This window comes from Pararhodobacter sp. CCB-MM2, from assembly GCF_001691415.1.
Lineage (GTDB): Bacteria > Pseudomonadota > Alphaproteobacteria > Rhodobacterales > Rhodobacteraceae > Pararhodobacter.
In genome coordinates this window covers 52,462-70,693 of record NZ_LRRR01000024.1, presented here as the reverse complement: position 1 = coordinate 70,693, position 18,232 = coordinate 52,462, and the positions used below count along the sequence as shown (strand labels likewise).

Annotated in this window: 14 protein-coding genes, 1 tRNA gene, 1 rRNA gene and 1 riboswitch; of the genes, 5 read left to right on the top strand and 11 right to left on the bottom strand. The window is 66.1% G+C overall.

Features of this window, described 5'->3' with window-relative positions; translation table 11 throughout:
- Positions 1 to 97: ribosomal RNA gene (gene rrf / locus BCY78_RS18530) — 5S ribosomal RNA — on the top strand; the annotation flags it as partial.
- Between the two features lie 57 nt (positions 98 to 154).
- Positions 155 to 231, top strand: a tRNA-Met gene (locus BCY78_RS18525).
- A gap of 76 nt (positions 232 to 307) precedes the next feature.
- Here BCY78_RS18525 and BCY78_RS18520 read toward each other — a convergent pair.
- Together BCY78_RS18520 and BCY78_RS18515 are read right to left on the bottom strand one after the other, a co-directional pair.
- Positions 308 to 1,258: a phosphotransferase gene (locus BCY78_RS18520; protein WP_068304837.1), complete on the bottom strand. Its 951-nt coding sequence runs from the start codon at positions 1,256 to 1,258 to the stop codon at positions 308 to 310.
- Between the two features lie 93 nt (positions 1,259 to 1,351).
- Positions 1,352 to 4,516: a cytochrome P450 gene (locus BCY78_RS18515; RefSeq protein WP_068304835.1), complete on the bottom strand. Its 3,165-nt coding sequence runs from the start codon at positions 4,514 to 4,516 to the stop codon at positions 1,352 to 1,354.
- Between the two features lie 112 nt (positions 4,517 to 4,628).
- On the opposite strand from BCY78_RS18515, the gene BCY78_RS18510 reads away from it, so the two are divergent.
- From BCY78_RS18510 to BCY78_RS18500, 3 genes are all read left to right on the top strand, one after another.
- Entirely contained in the window at positions 4,629 to 5,246 is a 618-nt protein-coding gene (locus BCY78_RS18510) for a TetR/AcrR family transcriptional regulator (protein ID WP_068304834.1), read from the top strand.
- Between the two features lie 128 nt (positions 5,247 to 5,374).
- A riboswitch (cobalamin riboswitch) is annotated at positions 5,375 to 5,573 on the top strand.
- A 119-nt stretch (positions 5,574 to 5,692) separates the two neighbouring features.
- The gene (locus tag BCY78_RS18505; RefSeq protein WP_068304833.1) at positions 5,693 to 6,931 is read left to right on the top strand and encodes an aromatic ring-hydroxylating dioxygenase subunit alpha; all 1,239 of its coding nucleotides are present in this window, start codon (positions 5,693 to 5,695) and stop codon (positions 6,929 to 6,931) included.
- 1 nt (position 6,932) lies between these two features.
- Positions 6,933 to 8,024 (top strand): hybrid-cluster NAD(P)-dependent oxidoreductase, encoded by a 1,092-nt coding sequence (locus BCY78_RS18500; RefSeq protein WP_068304831.1) that lies wholly within the window; start codon positions 6,933 to 6,935, stop codon positions 8,022 to 8,024.
- A gap of 21 nt (positions 8,025 to 8,045) precedes the next feature.
- Here the strand turns inward: BCY78_RS18500 and BCY78_RS18495 are convergent, their stop codons facing one another.
- From BCY78_RS18495 to BCY78_RS18455, 9 genes are all read right to left on the bottom strand, one after another.
- Positions 8,046 to 9,179: an ABC transporter ATP-binding protein gene (locus BCY78_RS18495; protein WP_068304829.1), complete on the bottom strand. Its 1,134-nt coding sequence runs from the start codon at positions 9,177 to 9,179 to the stop codon at positions 8,046 to 8,048.
- Between the two features lie 21 nt (positions 9,180 to 9,200).
- Complete coding sequence (locus BCY78_RS18490) at positions 9,201 to 10,844, bottom strand: alpha-amylase family glycosyl hydrolase (RefSeq protein WP_068304827.1); 1,644 nt, start codon at positions 10,842 to 10,844, stop codon at positions 9,201 to 9,203.
- A 12-nt stretch (positions 10,845 to 10,856) separates the two neighbouring features.
- Entirely contained in the window at positions 10,857 to 12,008 is a 1,152-nt protein-coding gene (locus BCY78_RS18485; protein WP_068304825.1) for a carbohydrate ABC transporter permease, read from the bottom strand.
- On the bottom strand, positions 12,008 to 12,985 hold the full coding sequence (locus tag BCY78_RS18480; protein WP_068304823.1) for a carbohydrate ABC transporter permease: 978 nt from the start codon (positions 12,983 to 12,985) through the stop codon (positions 12,008 to 12,010). Before BCY78_RS18480 ends, BCY78_RS18485 begins: the two co-directional genes overlap by 1 nt.
- A 61-nt stretch (positions 12,986 to 13,046) precedes the next feature.
- The gene (locus BCY78_RS18475; RefSeq protein ID WP_068304822.1) at positions 13,047 to 14,387 is read right to left on the bottom strand and encodes an ABC transporter substrate-binding protein; all 1,341 of its coding nucleotides are present in this window, start codon (positions 14,385 to 14,387) and stop codon (positions 13,047 to 13,049) included.
- 145 nt (positions 14,388 to 14,532) lie between these two features.
- The gene (gene msrB / locus BCY78_RS18470; RefSeq protein ID WP_068304819.1) at positions 14,533 to 14,973 is read right to left on the bottom strand and encodes a peptide-methionine (R)-S-oxide reductase MsrB; all 441 of its coding nucleotides are present in this window, start codon (positions 14,971 to 14,973) and stop codon (positions 14,533 to 14,535) included.
- 66 nt (positions 14,974 to 15,039) lie between these two features.
- A complete protein-coding gene (locus BCY78_RS18465; RefSeq protein ID WP_068304818.1) occupies positions 15,040 to 16,086 on the bottom strand; it encodes an ABC transporter substrate-binding protein in 1,047 nt (348 codons plus the stop codon).
- On the bottom strand, positions 16,053 to 17,456 hold the full coding sequence (locus tag BCY78_RS18460) for a sensor histidine kinase (RefSeq protein ID WP_068304816.1): 1,404 nt from the start codon (positions 17,454 to 17,456) through the stop codon (positions 16,053 to 16,055). The genes BCY78_RS18465 and BCY78_RS18460 overlap by 34 nt, the downstream gene beginning before the upstream one ends.
- Positions 17,453 to 18,118: a response regulator transcription factor gene (locus tag BCY78_RS18455; RefSeq protein ID WP_068304815.1), complete on the bottom strand. Its 666-nt coding sequence runs from the start codon at positions 18,116 to 18,118 to the stop codon at positions 17,453 to 17,455. Before BCY78_RS18455 ends, BCY78_RS18460 begins: the two co-directional genes overlap by 4 nt.
- Positions 18,119 to 18,232: the final 114 nt, after the last annotated feature.

Here is an 18,232-nt window from a genome sequence, read left to right as displayed (position 1 = left end):
GGCTAAACTCACGATCCCTTCCCGAACTCGATGGATAAGGGCCGGAACGCCAATGGTACTGCGTCTTAAGACGTGGGAGAGTAGGTCACCGCCAAACTCGATAAGAAACAGCCTCTCTATAACGATGATAACACCACCGAACAGACAACCCTGTCGCGGGGTGGAGCAGCCCGGTAGCTCGTCAGGCTCATAACCTGAAGGTCGCAGGTTCAAATCCTGCCCCCGCAACCAAAAAAATACCGCAAGATCAAAGATCTACGCAGCGCCCCACGGGGCGCTTTCTTCGTATTGGCCTTTGGGAACGTTCTCAGATCGACGGCCAAAGCAGCAAAGACAGCTCATCAAGACCCGACACCTTTGCCTCCCATCCCTCGATCGCGATGTTGCGCAGGTCGCTGGCGCGGTGGAGCATCATCAGCAGGAGCAGGCGTTGCCGCAGCGCGTGGTCGAGCACTGGGGCAGCGGAGCCGAAGCCTGCAAGAAGGGCGCTCAGTCGCTCGGGGACGCCGCAGCAGATGAAGCAGGAGGGCCCGAGCAGATCGTAGTCACCAGGGCCCACCAGCACGTCGCCGAAATCGATGAGCGCGGTCAATTCCCAGCCTTCGGGGCCATGCGACAGAAGCAGGTTCTCGGGCACCCATTCTCCGGTCAGGATCACCGGGCGCTCGACCGGAGGGAGCACCGAAGGCGCGCTGGCCAGCAGCGCCGGGATTTCGGCAAGGAAGCACGGTGCGAGGCCCTGGCGATGATGGCGGGCGAGGCAACTCTCGGCCTGACGGGCCAGGAAATCGGGCCAGGACGGGCAATGCGCGGCGAGGGGGCCGGGATCGACCACCTGCACTTCAGCGATGGCCCGGCCGATCTGCTGCAAGATCCGAAGTTGCTCGGGGTCGGTGAGATCGGGCCAGACCTCCGATCCAGCGACGCCCTCGAGCTTCGAAATCACCAGCCAAGACCATCCGTCGCGCGCGCCCTCGGCCTGAATGCGCGGGATCGGCAATGTGAGGCGGCCTTCTAGCTGGCGCAGGGCCAGACGCTCAACCTCGTATTGCGCGCGATAGAAGGGCGGGAAGAGCTTCAGGATCATCGTCCCGTTCAAATCGACGACCAGATTGGTGCCGGTGCGGAAGGCCTTTGGCTCATGGACCGGAAAGCCCAATGTCGCAGCAAGGCCTTGGGCCACCGGGCCCCAAAGCGCGGGATCGATCCGCCAATGCTCGAAGGTGTCCTCGTCGATGTTGTGCGGAAAGGGGATCATGCGCGCCTCTGGGTTGGGGCATAGGACCCGAGCCATCGACCGAGTGCAACCACCCAAGAGTAAGGGCCGGGGGTGAACCCGGCCCTGTCAATCTCAAGCGAAGACGTCGGCGGTGTAGCGCCCTTCGTCATGTTCCACCCGCGCCACCCAGGCGAGGATGTCGTCGCCCTTCAGTCCGGACTTCTCCTCGACGATCCGCACAAGCGTGTCGCGCACGGCGGGGGCCATGAACTTGCCGTCGCCGCAGGTGAAGAACAGCGCGCCCTCGCCGAACATCGTCGCCACCTCGTCCCGCTCGTCCCAGAGGCGGTGCTGCACGAAGCGCCAGTCGTTCTCGGGGCGGTTGGTGAACACCGGGCGGAGCTCGACGATGCCCTGCGCTTCCCAGCCCTTCAGTTCGTCCTCATACAGGTAATCGACCGCCGGGTCGTTGGTGCCGAAATAGAGCAGCGCCTTGCCGACCGTCTCGCCCGCGGCCTTCCGCATCGCGCGCTCCTGCAGGAAGCCGCGGAACGGGGCGAGGCCGGAGCCGGCGCAGATCATCACCATCGGCAGCGCAGCTTCCGCCGGCGGGTGGAAGCGCGGGGCCGAGGGGCGCACGGCCACCGCCACGCGGTCGCCCGGCTGCAGGGCCGCAAGGTGGGTCGAGGCGACGCCCCGGTATTGGCCCAGACCCGAGGCGGCGGGAGCGTCGACCACGGCCACGGTCAGCGTGACATGATCGGGCTTCCACAACGGCGACGACGAGATCGAATATTGCCGCGCGCGCATCGCCGGCAGCATCGACAGGAACTCGGCCAGATCCAGCGGCGTGCTCTCGAAGCGGGTCAGCAGGTCGAGCACGCTCAGGCGTTTGCCCAGAACCTCGGCCTCGTAGTCGCCCGCGGCGAGGGCCTCCAGCGCGGCTTTCTCGGGCGGGCAGCGGGTCAGGGCGGCGAGGCGGGTCACCTGCGCGCGGCTGGCCGGTTGTGCCAGTTCGACATAGGCGCCGAACACCTCGCCCACGGCGACCGGATAGTCCAGCGGCAGGGACGAGCCCGCGCCCTCGCGGTGCAGGACGATCAGCCGGTCGGCGGTCAGACCGAAGCGGCGTAGCGCCCGATCGACCAGAGCCTCGGGATTGCGGGCCAGCACGGCGAGGTAATCGCCGGCCTTGTAGCGCATGCCCTCGGGCAGCCGGATCTCGATGTGACGTTTCGAGCGCGCGCCCTCGCCCGACATGTCGACGAGCTCGCGGTTCTCGATCACCGCGCCGGGTTGCAACTCACCGAGATGCAGCAGGGTTTCGCGTTGGCCCTCGACGAATTCGACGCTGAGGGCAGGGGGGGCGGCGGTCACGGCTTCCTTGCCGAAGGCTTTCGCCAGCGCGGGCCAGAGATCGGCGATCCAATCCTCGAAGGTGCCGAAGAAATCTCCGCCGGAATCGCCCTCGCCACGCGGCAGAAGGCTTTCGGCCCCGGCCTTGGTCAGCGCCTGATCGACGCGGGTGGGGATCGCCTGCCAGGTGCGGGCCCATTGCCGGTTGCCGCAGCCGAAGACGGCAGTCTTCAGCCCGGCGACGGCATCGGTGCCCAGAGCCTCGACATGCGGCACGAAGGTGACGGCGTTGTCGGGCGGCTGGCCTTCGTAAGAGGCCGTGACCACCACCAGCGCGCCCTCGGTCGGCAGGGCGCCGGTCAGGTCGTCCATCGGCATCAGCCGGGGGGCGAAGCCATGCGCCGGGGCCTCGTCAGCGATGCGGCGGGCAAAGCCCTCGGCGGAGCCGGTGTTCGAGCCGAAGACCACGGTCAGCGGCGTCGCATCGGCGGCAATCTTGGCGACCGGGGCGGGGGCGGCGGCCTTGCGGGCCACGGGCGCGGCGGCGGTCTGCAACGCGGCGCGGGCCCGGCGCGGGGTGATGCGGATGCGCAGATCCTCGGGCTTCAGGGTCAGCGTCTCATGCACGACCAGCTTGTAATCCGGATCGGCCAGTTCGAAATCGAAGCGTTGCAGCATCATTGCCAGCACCAGCTGGGCTTCCTGCATGGCGAAGGGGCGGCCGATGCAGGCGCGCGCGCCGGTGCCGAAGGGCTTCCAGGCGTTCGGCGGCAACTGCGCGGCAGCGTCCTGCGCGAAACGCTCGGGCCGGAAGGCCTCGGGCTCGGGCCAGACGGCGGGGTCGCGGTGCAGCGTCGGGATCAGAACCAGCACGGTGTCCTTGGGGGTCAGCGGGTACTTGCCGCCCAGCAGGGTGTCCTTGTGAGGGAAGCGCCCGAAGGCGGGTGCGGTCGGCCAGAGACGCAGGGTCTCCATCAGCACTTGATCGAGATAGCGCAGATCGTTGAGGTCCTGCAGCGTCGGCATCCGGTCGCCCAGCACGCGGTCGACCTGCGCGCGGGCCTCGGCCAGAACGGCGGGGTTCTGCAGCATCAGAAGCGTGGCGAAGGACAGAAGGCCCGAGGTCGTCTCATGCCCGGCGATCAGGAAGGTGATCATCTGGTACATGATGTTCTCGTCCGACAGACCCTCGCCGGTCTTCGGGTCGCGCCCGTTCAGCATGCGGTTCAGCAGGTCGTCCTTGGTCGCGGCGTTCGGATCGGCGCGGCGCTCGGCGATCAGCTCGGCGCCGACCTTCTTCAGCAGCTCAATGTCCGCCTCGTATTGCTTGGCCCGTTTGCGCATCATCTTGCTGACGATTGCGGGACGACGACCGCGCAGGCCGCTCTCCTTCAGGGCGCCGACCATGGCGCCGACGAAGGGATGCATTTCGTCGCGGTAGAAGCTGTTGAAACGGTAGTCGAAGCCGGCCAGTGCGATCGTGTCCAGCGTCAGGCGGGTCATGTTGTCCGCGACATCGACGACGGTACCACCGCCGAAACGTTCCCAGCGGGTGAACATCTGATCGGCGATGTCCAGCATCTGCGGGAACATGTCGCGCACGCCGATCGGGCCGAAGGCCGGCATCAGGATGTTATGCGCGCGGGCCCAGTTCGGCTCGTCGTTATGGGCGGTGAACAGGCCGTCCTTGGCGAAGGCGCGGATCTCCTGCAGGGGGGTGTGCACTCGCTTGGCATAGAGCGTCTCGTCGCACAGCTCGTCCACCAGTTCTTGGGACGAGGCGAGGTAGATCTCCTTGTTCAGGATCTGCATCTTGAAGAACGGGCCATATTCCTCGGCCAGGGCCATCATGCTCTGAACCGGGCGGTCCTTGTCGATTTGCGGCAGATTGCCGATGATCGGTTTGACGGGAGGCTGAGGAACGACGATCTTGGCCGACATGGCGGGTTTCCGTCCGTTTTGCCCTGTCGCGAAAAGGGCGACTCGGGCGGTTGCGGTGACTGATTTACGATTGTAAAATAGTGACTGCGGATTTTGATGCAAGAGGGATGTGGTGAAAACGGCGGAGAGAAGCGAAGATCCGCGCTTCCAGCGTACACTGGAGGCGTTAATCGAATCCGTCACCCGGCTGATCGAGGCCGAGGGGCTGTCGGGCCTGTCGATCACCCGCGTGGTGGCCGAGGCCGGTGTTTCGCGTCCCACCTTCTACCAGCACGCGCCGGACGTCATGGCGCTGGCCCGTCGCGCGGCCTTGCAGCGGCTGGATGCGGCGATGTCGGACAAGCCTGCGCTGGATGATCCCGCCGGGGCAAGCTTCCCCTTGATGTGCCAGCAGATCGAGGAGCATCTCTGCCCGCTGTTGCAGCATCTGGCGACCCATCGGCGCTTTTACCGTGAAGTTCTGGACCATGCCTCGTCGCCGGACCTCTATTCCGCGATCGTCGAATTGCTCGCGTCGCGCATGCAGTTGGAGCCGTTCGAGCGTCTCGGCGCAGCCTCGGGCGTGTCGTTCGAGACGCTGGCACGGGTGCTTTCCGGGGGCCTCATGTGGCATGTGGTGCGCTGGTTGAAGGACGCCCCTGAACCGCTGGATCCCGACGCGATGGCGGCCGAGGTGGCGGTGACGGCAGCAACCTTCGTGCAAGGTCAGCAGGTGCCGGCGCCGGTCTGAACGGGTCCCCTGATCCGGTCATCGCGGAAAACGCGGGCAGCCTTGCCTTGGATCGAGAGAGAAGTGTCGCCCCTTCGTAATCCACGCGTGCAAAGTCGCTTTTGGTGAAAGGTGTCGCGCGGACCCCTGTTACCGTTCTGGGGTAAGGTGCCGCTGGCGACAGCGGAGAATTGGGAAGCCGGTGCAATCCCGGCGCTGCCCCCGCAACGGTAACGGGAGACGCGGCACGACAATCACCACTGGGTGGAGGAGCCCGGGAAGGTGTCGTGCCCGGGCCATCGGCCCCGACCCGAAGCCCGGAAACCAGCCTTGCGCGATAACGTAAAACCGCGGTGGGCGGTGGATCGGCGCGTCGGGTCCTCCCCTCCTCCCCCCGTCGCCCGGCCCTGTCCTCCGCAGCCATTGCCAGCCGACCGTGCCCTATGCGCGGGAATTGCGAGGACATCATGCTCGGCCATCAGGACGTGCTCAGCCACATCCAGTCGCGGAAGAAGAACTACGCCCTCGATCGCGAGCTTTATTGCGATCCCGGCACCTATCAGGCCGATCTGGAACAGATCTGGTACCGCGAATGGCTGTTTGCCGTGCCCGCCGCCGAACTGCCGAAGCCCGGCAATTACGCGACGCTGCAGGTCGGCGCCTATCCGGTCGTGGTGATCCGCGGCAAGGACCAGCGCATCCGTGCCTTCCACAACGTCTGCCGTCACCGCGGCCAGCGCCTGTGCTCGCATGCCCATGGCTTGACCGCCAATCTGGTCTGCCCCTACCACCAGTGGACCTATGACCTCGAGGGCAAGCTGCTGTTCGCCCGCGACATGGGCGAGGATTTCGACCCGTCGAAATTCGGCCTGAAGAAGGTCCATTGCCTCGATATGGGCGGGCTGATCTACATCTGCCTCGCCGAGGTGCCGCCCGCCATCGGCGAGCTGGCGAAGAACGCCATGCAATACCTCGCGCCGTCGGGGCTGAACGACGCCAAGGTCGCCCATCGCTCGACCATCGTCGAGAACGGCAACTGGAAGCTGGTGATGGAGAACAACCGCGAGTGCTACCATTGCGGCGGCTCGCATCCCTCGCTGTGCCGGACCTTCTCGGACAACCCGAAGATCGCCGCGATGGACGGCCCGCATTCCGCCAGCCCTGAGATCCTGACCCATTGGGACCGCTGCGAGGCCGCCGGCCTGCCGTCGCGCTTCGTGTTCGACAAGGCGTTCCAGTGGCGTCTGGCGCGCATTCCGCTTTTGAACAACGCGGAAAGCTACACGATGGACACCAAGCACGCGGTGACGAAGAAGATGGGCTCGATGCCCTTCTACGACGCGGGCAGCTTGCTGATGTACCACTACCCCAACACCTGGAACCACTTCCTCGGCGATCACGCGATCACCTTCCGGGTGCTGCCGATCAGCCCGACGGAAACCGAAGTGACCACGACCTGGCTGGTGCACAAGGACGCGGTCGAGGGAGTGGATTACGATCTCAACAACCTCACCGAGGTCTGGCTGGCCACCAACGATGAGGACCGTCAGGTCGTCGAGGAGAACCAGAAAGGCATCCTGTCCCCGGCCTATGAACCCGGACCCTATTCGCCGATCCAAGAAGAGGGCGTGATCCAGTTCATCGACTGGTATTGCGACCTGATGGCCGGTCGTCTGGCCCCGAAACCGGCATTGGCGGCCGAGTGACATGAAGCCGAAAAGCGGAAACTGGACCGCCACGCCGTGGGATGATGCCGAGCTTCTGGAATGCACGGCGGTCGTCGTCGAGACGTCCGACACCTACACCTTCGCCTTCCGCGCACCGTCGGGCGCGTGGTTCGACTACCAGCCGGGCCAATTCGTGACGCTCGACCTGCCGGTCGATCCGAAGAACGTGCCGGGCGGCAATGTGCAGCGCACCTATACGATCTCGTCCAGCCCCTCGCGGCCCCTGTCGATCTCGGTCACGGTGAAGGCGCAGACGGAATCGATCGGCACCCGCTGGATGCTCGATCACCTGAAGCCGGGGATGAAACTGAAGGCCTATGGCCCGGCGGGGATCTTCACCTCGCAGCGCCACAAGGCCGACAAGTACCTGTTCATCTCGGCAGGCTCGGGCATCACGCCGATGATGTCGATGACCACCTGGGCGTGGGATTTCGGTGCGGCGGACATCACCTTCGTCCATGCCGCGCGCCGTCCCTCGGACATCATCTTCCGCGAACGGTTGGAGAATTTCGTCAAGCGGATGCCGGGGCTGGAGCTGCGCTTCGTGGTCGAGGAACCCGATCCGCTGCGCGCCTGGTACGGCTATCAGGGGCGGCTCAACCAGATCATGCTGGGCCTGATGGCGCCGGATTATCTGGAGCGTGAAGTCTTCTGCTGCGGGCCTGAGCCCTTCATGCAGGCCGTGCGCGAGATGCTGATCGCGCTGGGCTATGACATGGACCGCTATCATCAGGAAAGCTTCGGCGGCGAAGGGGTCAAGACCGAGGCCGAGGCCCCCGTGCTGGACGACGTCATCCCCGACGAGGATACCGGCGCCGAGGTTACCTTCGCCGCCAGCGGCGTCTCCGCGCGCTGTACCCAGACCGACACCGTGCTGGCCGTGGCCAAGGGCGCGGGGCTCAACATCCCCTCGGGCTGTACCTTCGGCCTTTGCGGCACCTGCAAGGTGAAGAAGCTCTCGGGCGAGGTGCACATGGTCCATAACGGCGGCATCACCGACGAGGATATCGAGGACGGCTACATCCTCGCCTGCTGCTCGAACCCGATGGGCAAGGTGACCGTCGAGGTCTGATCCCTCTGCCCGGCGCGCGGCCTAATGCGGCTGCACGTCGGGCAGGAACACTTCCCGGTCGCGGTATTTCAGCGAGATCCCGTCCCGGAACACATGCACCTTGGACGCCTCGGCCCCCAGTTGCACCCGCGCGCCGCGCTTGTTCGGGTGGATGCCCGGCAGCTTGCAGGTCACCGGCGCGCCGTCGCTCGTCTCCATGTAAAGGAGCGTGAATTCACCCAAAGCCTCGGTGATGCTGACCGTCCCGGCGAAGGCGTGATCGGCGGCGTCGGTTTCCATCAGATCCTCGGGGCGAATACCGACCTCCACCTCGGCGCCCTGATCCTCGGGGCGGGAGGGGTACTCCGACCAGATCTCGCCCGCGCCATCCGCCAGCCGCAGCATGGTGCGCGCGCCCGTCTCGGTCACCACGCCCTTGAACAGGTTCATCGCGGGCGAGCCGATGAAACGCGCGACGAAGGTGGAATTGGGCTCCTGATACAGCTCCAACGGTGCGCCGACCTGCGCGATGGAGCCCCCCGCCAGCACCACGATCCGCGAGGCCAGCGTCATCGCTTCGACCTGATCATGCGTGACGTAGATCATCGTCGACTCGGGCATCGCCTCCTTCAGCGCGGCGATCTCGATCCGGGTGGCCACACGCAGGGCGGCGTCGAGATTCGAGAGCGGCTCGTCGAAGAGATAGACCTTCGGGTCGCGCACGATGGCCCGCCCGATCGCCACCCGCTGCCTTTGCCCGCCGGACAGCGCCTTGGGCAAACGGTCCAGCAGGTTGGTCAGCTGCAGCTTGTCGGCGGCGGCGCGCACGGCGGTGTCGATCTCGGCCTTCGGGCGCCCGGCGATCTGCAGGGCGAAGGCCATGTTGTCGTAGACGCTCATATGCGGGTAGAGCGCGTAGCTTTGGAACACCATGGCGATCCCGCGCTGCGAAGGCGGGATGTCATTGACCGTGAGCCCGTCGATCTCCAGCGTGCCGCCGGTGATCTCCTCAAGCCCCGCGATCATCCGTAGAAGCGTCGATTTCCCGCAGCCCGAGGGGCCGACGAAGACGATCAGCTCGCCCTTGGCGATGTCGAGGTCGATATCGCGCAGGACCTGCACCCCGCCCGGCCCGCCATAGGTCTTCTCGACCCCGCTCAGCTTCAATGTCGCCATCGTCTCCCCCCGGATCTGCTGTCAGCCCGCCGTCGCATACAGCGCCGAGAACGGCGGCAGGTCCTCGCCCGGCACCGTATCGAAGGGCGCATCGGGATCGGCCGTCCAGGCCCCGTCGATCAGCGGCACGGCGCGCGGCTGGTCCGTCAAGTTGAAGGCGCAGAGCAGCCGCTGGCCGTCCAGAACGCGTTCGAAGCACAGCAGCCCGTCGGCATCATGGATCACCCGCATCGTGCCCTTCGCCAGCACTGGCCGACTTTTGCGATAGGCGACCATCCGGCGGTAGAAGGCCAGAAGGCTGCCCTCGTCCCCCTCCTGCGCGGCGACCGAGCGCGACAGATGCTCGGCGGCGACCGGAAGCCAGGGCTTGCCATGGGTGAAGCCGCCATAGGGATAATCGGTGGTCCAGGGCATCGGCGTGCGACAGCCGTCCCGGCCCTTGAACTTGGGCCAGAAGCGAATGCCGTAGGGGTCCTGCAAATCCTCGAACGAGACATAGGCCTCGGTCAGGCCCAGCTCCTCGCCCTGATACAGGCAGACGGAGCCGTGCAGCGACAGAAGGATCGCGGTGTAGACGGCGCGGGCGTCCTCCGGCAGGTTCCAGCGGGTCGCATGCCGCACCACGTCGTGGTTCGAGAAGGCCCAGCAAGCCCAGCCGTCGCCGATACTCCGCTCATGCGCGCGCAGGACACCGCCGAAGAATTCCGAAGTCGGCTCCTGCCCCGACAGAAGGTCGAAGGCGTAGCACATGTGCACCTTGTCATCGCCCTCGGTATAGGCCGCTTGAATCTGCGAGCCGTATTGTGCGTCGCCCACCTCGCCCACCAGCGTGGTCGAGCCGTGTTCATCCATCAACGCCCGCAGACGGCGCAGGAAGTCCAGATTTTCGGGCTGGTTCTTGGAATAGAGATGGTCCTGCCAGTTGTAGGGATTGACCTCGGGCGCGATGGTCGCGTTGCGGCGGTCGGGGGCCAGCGCCGGATTGTCGCGCAGCTCGTCGTCGTGGAAATAGAAGTTGATCGTGTCCAGACGGAAGCCGTCGACCCCGCGCTCCAGCCAGAAGCGGACGATGCCCAGCAGGGCCTCCTGCACCTCCTCGTTGTGGAAGTTCAGGTCCGGTTGCTCGCGCAGGAAGTTGTGCAGGTAATATTGCATCCGGTCGCCCGACCATTCCCAAGCCGAGCCCCCGAAGATCGACAGCCAATTGTTGGGCGGCGTGCCATCGGGCTTGGGATCGGCCCAGACATACCAGTCGGCCTTGCGGTTATCGCGGGAATTCTGGCTCTCCTGGAACCAGGGATGCTGGTTCGAGGTGTGGCTCAGCACGAGGTCGATCAGCACCCGGATGCCCAGCTCATGCGCGCGGGCGATCAGCGCGTCGAAATCGCCGAGGCTGCCGAACATCGGATCGACATCGCAATAATTCGAAACGTCATAGCCGAAATCCAGCATCGGCGAGCGGAAGAAGGGCGAGATCCAGATCGCATCCACACCGAGGCTGGCGATATGCTCCAGCCGGTGGATGATCCCGGCGAGGTCGCCGATGCCGTCCCCGTTCGAATCCTGATAGCTGCGCGGGTAGATCTGGTAGATCACCGCGCCGCGCCACCAATCGGGGTCGTCGGGCAGGGTGCTGGTATCCTTGAGGTCTTGCATCAGGTTCATCTGTCACATCCGTTATTTCACCGACCCGGCCAACAGGCCGCGGACGAAAAAGCGTTGCATCGTGAAGAACACGACGAGGGGTACGGCGATCGACACGAAGGCGGCGGTGGCCAGAATGCCCCAATCCCCTCCGCGAGAGCCCAGAAGGTCATCCGCGATCTTCACCGTCATCACCTGCGCATCGCCCGAGGAGGGCAGGAACACCTTGGCGACCAGAAGGTCGTTCCAGGTCCAGAGGAACTGGAAGATGCCAAAGGCGGCCAATGCCGGGAACGACAGCGGCAGGACGATCCGGCGGAAGATCTGGAAATCGCTCGCGCCGTCCACCCGCGCGCTCTCGATGATATCGCGGGGCAGGCCTGCCATGTAGTTTCGCAACAGGTAGATGGCCAGCGGAAGGCCGAAACCCGTGTGCGCCAGCCAGATACCGACGAAGCTTTGCCCGATTCCGATGCGGTTATGCAGGTTCAGAAGCGGAACCAGGGCCAGTTGCAGCGGCACCACCAGCAGCCCGACCACCGCGGCGATCAGCAGGCCGCGGCCCGGAAACCGCATCCACGCCAGCGCGAAGGCGGCGAAGGCGGCGATGACGATGGGGATCACCGTCGCCGGAATGGTCACCGTCAGCGTGTTCATGAACGCCCGGCCCATGCCCGCCGCACCCAGCACGGTGCGGTAATTGTCCAGCGTCAGCGCCGGCGCGGTGGCGGCGACGAAGTAGATCCGTTGCCCCCGGTCGTCCGGTTCCTCGGGCGTGGTCACGCGGTACTGGCCATCGGGCTCGACGCGCAACGTACCACCGTCGCGCAGCGCGGCCTCGGTGCCGGCATCCTGCGCGCCCGGTTCACGGGCCGAGGTGCCGAAGCGCGCGATGCCGGGCCGGGCCTCGCCCAAGGCCGATTGCGCCTCGGCGGTGTCGAACAGGCTGCCCTCAATCACCCAAAGATCGCCCTCCTGTCGGGCTTCGCCCTCGGCGCGGGTGCGGTACGCTTGCTCGACGGGCAGGGCGGCCAGCCACCAGCCGGTCTCGCCGATCTGGTCTCTGTCGCGGAAGCTGGAGATCAACAGCCCCACGGTCGGCACAAGCCACAGGATCACCAGCGCCAGCACGGTCAGGTTGACGGCCCATGTCAGGCCCGAGCGACGGCCAGCGATCCCGCTCATCAGCGCATCTCCTTGTGGGCTTGGCGGATGTTCCAGACCATCACCGGCAGCACCACCAGCATGATGACGAAGGCCACCGCCGTCGCGACGCCATCGTCGCGGAACATGAAGGTCATCATGTAGGACGGCAGGATCTCGGTCCCGTAATTGCCGCCGGTCATGGTGTAGACGATGTCGAAGACCTTCAGCACGAGGATGGTGATCGTCGTCCAGACCACGACGATGGTGCCCATGATCTGCGGCACCTTGATGCGGAAGAAGACCTGAAACGGGTTCGCGCCGTCGAGGATTGCGGCCTCGATCGTCTCCTCGGGAATGCCGCGCAGGGCAGCCGAGAGGATGACCATGGCAAAGCCGGTCTGGATCCAGATCAGGATCACCATCAGGAAGAAGTTGTTCCAGAACGGCAGCTGCAGCGGGTCCAGCGGTGCGGCCCCTAACCCCACGCGGATCGCGTTCAGCAGGCCGATGTCCGGGTCTTGGGTGTAGACGAATTTCCAGATCAACGAGGCCCCGACGAAGCTGATCGCCATCGGCATGAAGATCAGCGATTTCGCCACGCTGCCCCAGCGCAACCGGTCGGTCAGCTGCGCCACCACCAGCCCGAGGAAGGTCGAGGCCGCCGGCACCACCAGCACCCAGAGGAAGTTGTTCAGGAACGCCGTGCGGAAATCCTCGGACCGGGCGAGGCGGCTGTAATTGTCCAGCCCGATGAACTCGGTGCCCGAGCGGTTGTAGAGCGAGCGGATGAAGGAGCCGATCACCGGGTAGACGAGGTACAGCCCCAGCGCCAGCATCGCCGGCAGCAGGAACAGCCACGGACGGATGGCATTCGCCCGGCGGATATTCTGCGCGATGCGGGGGCCGCGCGCAGGAAAGATCACCCGGTCGACCAGCAGGTTGGACAGCCAGAAATACCCGAGGCATCCGCCGACGCCCACGACGATGGTGATCAGCCCTTGCAGGATCGGTGACATCGGCCCTCCGCGTGCAGTGACAGCGGCGCGACCCCGGCAGGCAGGGCCGCGCCGTCAGGGATCAGCGGATCTCGTCCCAGCGGGCCTGAATGCCCTCGGCCACGCTTTGCGCGTCCTCGCCGGTGACGTAATCGACCATGCCGGTCCAGAACGCCCCCGCGCCGATCTCGCCCGGCATCAGGTCCGAGGCGTCGAAGCGGAAGGTCGTCGCGTTGAGCAGGATCTCGTTCATCTGCCGCTGCGTGTCCGAGGCAAACAGGTCGGTATTCACCGCGCCATAGGGGGTCAGGAAGCCCGATTGCGCCATCCAGACCTCATGCGCCAACGGGGTCTGCAGGAAGGCGATCAGCCCCTGCGCCGCCGGCGAATCCGCGGTGATGGCAAACAGCGTCCCCGCCCCCAGCACCGGGTTGCCGAGGTCCTGTTCGGCGTAGGACGGGAAGTAGAAGAAATCCGCATCCGCATCGTCGGGGAAGAAGGTTGGAATGAAGCTGGCCTGCCGGTGCATGTAGCATTCCGGCGGGAAGCTGAAGAGCCCCTGCGGGCTGTCGCGGAAGTCCGTCGAGGCCACGGCCGAGGTGCCGCCGTTGACGAAATCCTCGTTGCGGGCGAACCAGCCGAATTCCTCGATGGCGTTGACGATGCGGGGATCGTCGAAGGGGATCTCGTTGGTGACCCATTGGTCATAGACCTCGGGCGTCTGGGTGCGCAGCATAAGGTCCTCGACCCAGTCGGTCGCCGGCCAGCCCGTCGCCGCGCCCGAGCCCAGCCCGATGCACCACGGCGTGCCACCATCAGCGACGATCTGTTCGGTCAGGGCGTGCAGGTCCTCCATCGACTCGGGGATGTCATAGCCCGCTTCCTCGAAGGCCTCGGGCGAGTACCAGACCAGTGATTTCAGGTCGATCTTGTAGAAGAACCCATAGAGCGCCTCGTCCCCCTCGGGGCCGGCATAGGTGCCCAGATCCACCCAGCTTTGTCCGGCGGCGTAATTCTCCAGCACCCAATCCCCGGTCCCCTCGGCCAAGGGCGTGAGCGCACCGCGCGCGGCAAGGTCGGCGGCGAGGCCGGGTTGCGGGAAAACGGCGATGTTGGGGGCGGAATTCGCCTGCGTGGCGATGACGATATCCTGCTCGAAACTCTCCGAGCCGTTGTATTGCACCTCGGCGCCGGTGGCGGCGGCGAAATAGGCCAGCATGGAATTGACCAGCTCGGCATCGGCGCCGGTCCAGGGGCCGGTCAGGGTCAGCGTCTCGCCGCTGAAATCATGCGCGGCGGCGAAGTCTTCGTAACTCTGCCAGTTGAAATCGCCCTCGCCCACGGGGAAACGCAGGTCCTGCGCATGCGATGCGCCGGCGATCAGGGCCAGCGCGGCGGCGCTGCCCAGCATACGGGTGTTCATTGGCTCCTCCCTTTTCGCGCCTCGCTCGCGGGTGGCGCTAACGGCACCCGTCGGGAAGCGCGTTGATGGGGGGCAGCATCGAAAAACGCCGCCCCGGTGTCAATGAACATGGCCCGCAGGATTGCGATGGCAACCCTCGGTTGCGTCAGCCCTCGACCTGATCGAGGTAATCGCCATAGCCTTCGGCCGCCATCTCGTCCTTGGGGATGAACCGCAGCGAGGCCGAATTGATGCAATAGCGCAACCCGCCCTGATCGCGCGGACCGTCCGGGAAGACATGGCCCAGATGGCTGTCGCCATGCGCCGAGCGGACCTCGGTGCGGACCATGCCATGCGTCACGTCGCGCAGCTCGACGACATTGGCGTCGACCACGGGCTTGGTGAACGCCGGCCAGCCGCAGCCGGAGTTATACTTCGCGGCGGAGGTGAACAGCGGCTCGCCCGAGACGATATCGACATAAAGGCCGGGTTCGAAATGCTCGTCGAACTCGTTGGAATAGGGGCGTTCCGTGCCGTTTTGCTGGGTGACGCGGTATTGCTCAGGGGTGAGGCGGGCCAGCGCCTCGGGGGTCTTTTCATAGGGCATCGTGGTCCTCCGGTGGATCTGTCACGGATATGGGGGTTCAGGCGCACAAGTCCATGGGGCGGGCGCTCACGGCTGCTCCATCGCCGCCGCCCATTCCGACAGGAAGCGCCGCCGTGTCATGGAATCCAGCGTCGACAACAGGCCCGGGTCCAGCCGGATCGGCCGCAGCCAGGGCTGGTTGACGAAACTCTCGGGCCGCATGACGCCTTGGCCCACGGCATCGGCCTGGATCTGCTGCCCCCGGTCGGACAGCAGGAACCGCAGGAAAGACGCGCCCAGATCGCCGCGCGGGGCATTGGCCGGCACCAGCGCCGTGCGTTGCAGCGTGACGGTGAAGTCCTGCAACGTGACCACATGCACCGCGGCATCGGGCGGCAGATTGGCCGAGGCGTAGCTGCCCAGCACATTATACGCCATCACCAGATCGCCCGAGATCAGCCCCTCGATCATCTGGCTGGAACAGCAATAAAGCCGGGCGTTCAGCCGACCCATCACCTCGGCCAACCGCCAGATCGTGTCCGAGGTCCGGGCGTCCTGCGTCAGAAACAGATAGCCCGCGCCCGAGGTTCGGGGGTCATAGGTGCCGATCCGCCCCTCGAACAGGTCGGGATGGTCGCGCATCAGGGCGATCAGATCGCGGCGGGAACGCGGGGGCTCGCGGCCCTCGGGGATCGCCGCATCGGCGAGCAACAGCACCACCGGCTCCAGCGCGATCGACACCAGCCGGTCGCGCCAGCGGGCCCAGGACGGCAGGCTTTGCACCACATCGGCGGGCAGGCCCTGCGCGAAGCCGTCATTGGCCAGCTTCATCTGTAGATCCATCGCCGTCGAGATCACCAGATCGAACGCGGCCTCCTCGGTGCCGATGGCCTGCTGCACCGACTGGCTGGAGGCCTGCACATAGTGCACGGCAAGATCCGGGTTGCGGGCCAGAAAGGCCTCGGCCAGCGGGGCGAAGAAGGCGATGTCGGTGGTCGACAGGATCGACAGCCGGTTGGTGGCCTCCGGCGGGCCGAAGCTGTGCTGATCCTCGATCTCGAAGGCCAGCGCGGGCAGGGTGCCCAACAGCAGCGTCAGGATCAGGATGACAGGGGAAACCAGAGCGTGGCGCATGTGCCGCCCTCCTCGTGTTCGGTCAATTCCAGACGGCCGCCCATCGCCGCCGCCGTCTCCAGCACGATCGTCAGCCCGAGGCCCGAGCCGATCACCCCGCCGACATTCGGCCCTCGCCGGAACCGCCGCGAAAGGGTGGCGAGCGTCTCGCCGCCCAGACCCCGGCCATGGTCGCGCAGGGTCAGGCGGGCGAAGGTGCCGTCGCGGGTCAGGGTGATCGCCACCTCGGATTCCTCGGGCGAGTATTTCACCGCGTTGTCGATCAGGTTGCGCACGGCCGCTTCGATCAGCACCGCGTCGCCGGTGGTTTCCAGCCTCTCGGACGGCAGATCGAGGCGGATCTCCATATCCTTCAGATCGGCGGTGGGGCGGAAGCGGTCGGCCAGCGCCGCGATCATCGCCCCGATGTCCACGCGCTCCTGCGTGAACTGCTCGGCCCGGAACAGCACCGTGGCATGGTCCAACAGCTGGTTGGCCGAGCGCGCGCTTTCCTCGGTCGCGCGGATCATGCCGCGCAGCCGGGCGCGGGTGGGCTCGTCGCCCGCCTGCCGCAGGGCCATCTCGGCCTCGGAGCGCAGGGTGGCGAGGGGCGTGCGGATGTGATGCGCGGCCTCAGCGATGAAGGTTTCGGTCTGCGAAAGCGTCTGGCGCAGCCGGGCGATGAAGGCATTCAGCTGCTCGACCAGCGGCATCAGCTCGGCCGGGGCCGGGTGGCGCACCGGGCGCAGGTCATGCCCGCCGCGCCGGCCCACCGCCTCGGCCAGCCGACCGACCGGGCGCAGGAAGGCGCGGGCCACCAGCAGGCTGAAGGGGATGGCGATCAGGAACACCATCAGCCCGATCAGCGCCGCGCGGTTGGCGAGCGCCTGTGCCACCGCGCGCTGCCCGTCCCGCGTCTGGCCGACGATCACCAGCACCGGGGCGGCACGGTTCTCGATCATCAGGCTGCGCGCGACGGCCACCAGCCGCAGCTCGGCATCGCGGTAATCGGCATCGTAGAACACGGGCTCCAGCGCGGTCGGCTCCTGCGGCGGGCGGGGCAGGTCGTCATAGCCGGTGACCGGCAGGCCGTTGATGTCGATGCGGTGGAAGATCCGCTCCTCGCCCATCGCCGCCAGCATGGAGAAGGTGCCGGGCGACAGGTCCAGCTCGGCCCCGCCCTCGACGCTGCGCAGCTCCTCGGCGATGGTCGAGGTGGCGGCACCCAGAAGCCCGTCCAGCGTCGCTTCCGACGCGCGCTCGGCCCCCAGCCGCACGGCGACATACAGCACCACGGCCAGCCCGGCGGACAGCGCGATCAGCTGCACAATCAACCGCTTGCGCAGACTTGGCAGGCGCGGCGTCGCGGGAAGGCGCAGCGGGCGTCTCATCCACCGGTCAGGCGATAGCCGAGGCCGCGCACCGTCTCGATCCGTGCGGACGAGCCCTCCAGCTTCTTGCGCAGGCGCGCGACATAGACCTCGATCGCGTTGTCGCTGACGGGCTCCGACAGCGAGAACAACCGGTCGTTCAGCTGGTCCTTCGACAGGATCCGGCCCGGTGCCGACAGCAGGACTTCCAGCAGCCGAAGCTCCCGGTTGCGCAGATCACGATTCTCTCCGGCGACGGTGACGAAGCCGCCCAAGGGGTCGAAGGTCAGGTCGGCATAGCGCCGCAACGTGGTCGCGGCCCCGCCCCGACGGCGCAGAACGGCGCGGCAACGGGCCTCGAGCTCGGCGAAATCGAAGGGTTTCGTCAGGTAATCGTCTGCCCCGAGGTCCAGCGTGTCCACCCGGTCCGACACGGCCGAGCGCGCGGTCAGAACGATCACCGGCGTGTCCGCCTGCGCCGCGCGGTGGCGTTGCAGGAAGGTGCGGCCATCGCCATCGGGCAGGGTAATATCCAGCAAGATCAAGTCGTAACGCGCGACGGCCAGATGATCCTCGGCATCGCCGAGCGAGGGCGCATGGTCGACCGCATGGCCGTCCATTTCCAGCCTCTCACGGATGCTGCGTGCAAGGTCTGCGTTATCTTCGATCAGCAGGAATCGCATGGCGCCTCATTTTCTTGCGTCCTGACAATTCCGTGACAGGTCCATGCAAGGTTTCCAGCGAATGCTGCGCGGCGCAAGGGGGAGGACACGCGGCTACGCTGCCTCCCGTCTGCC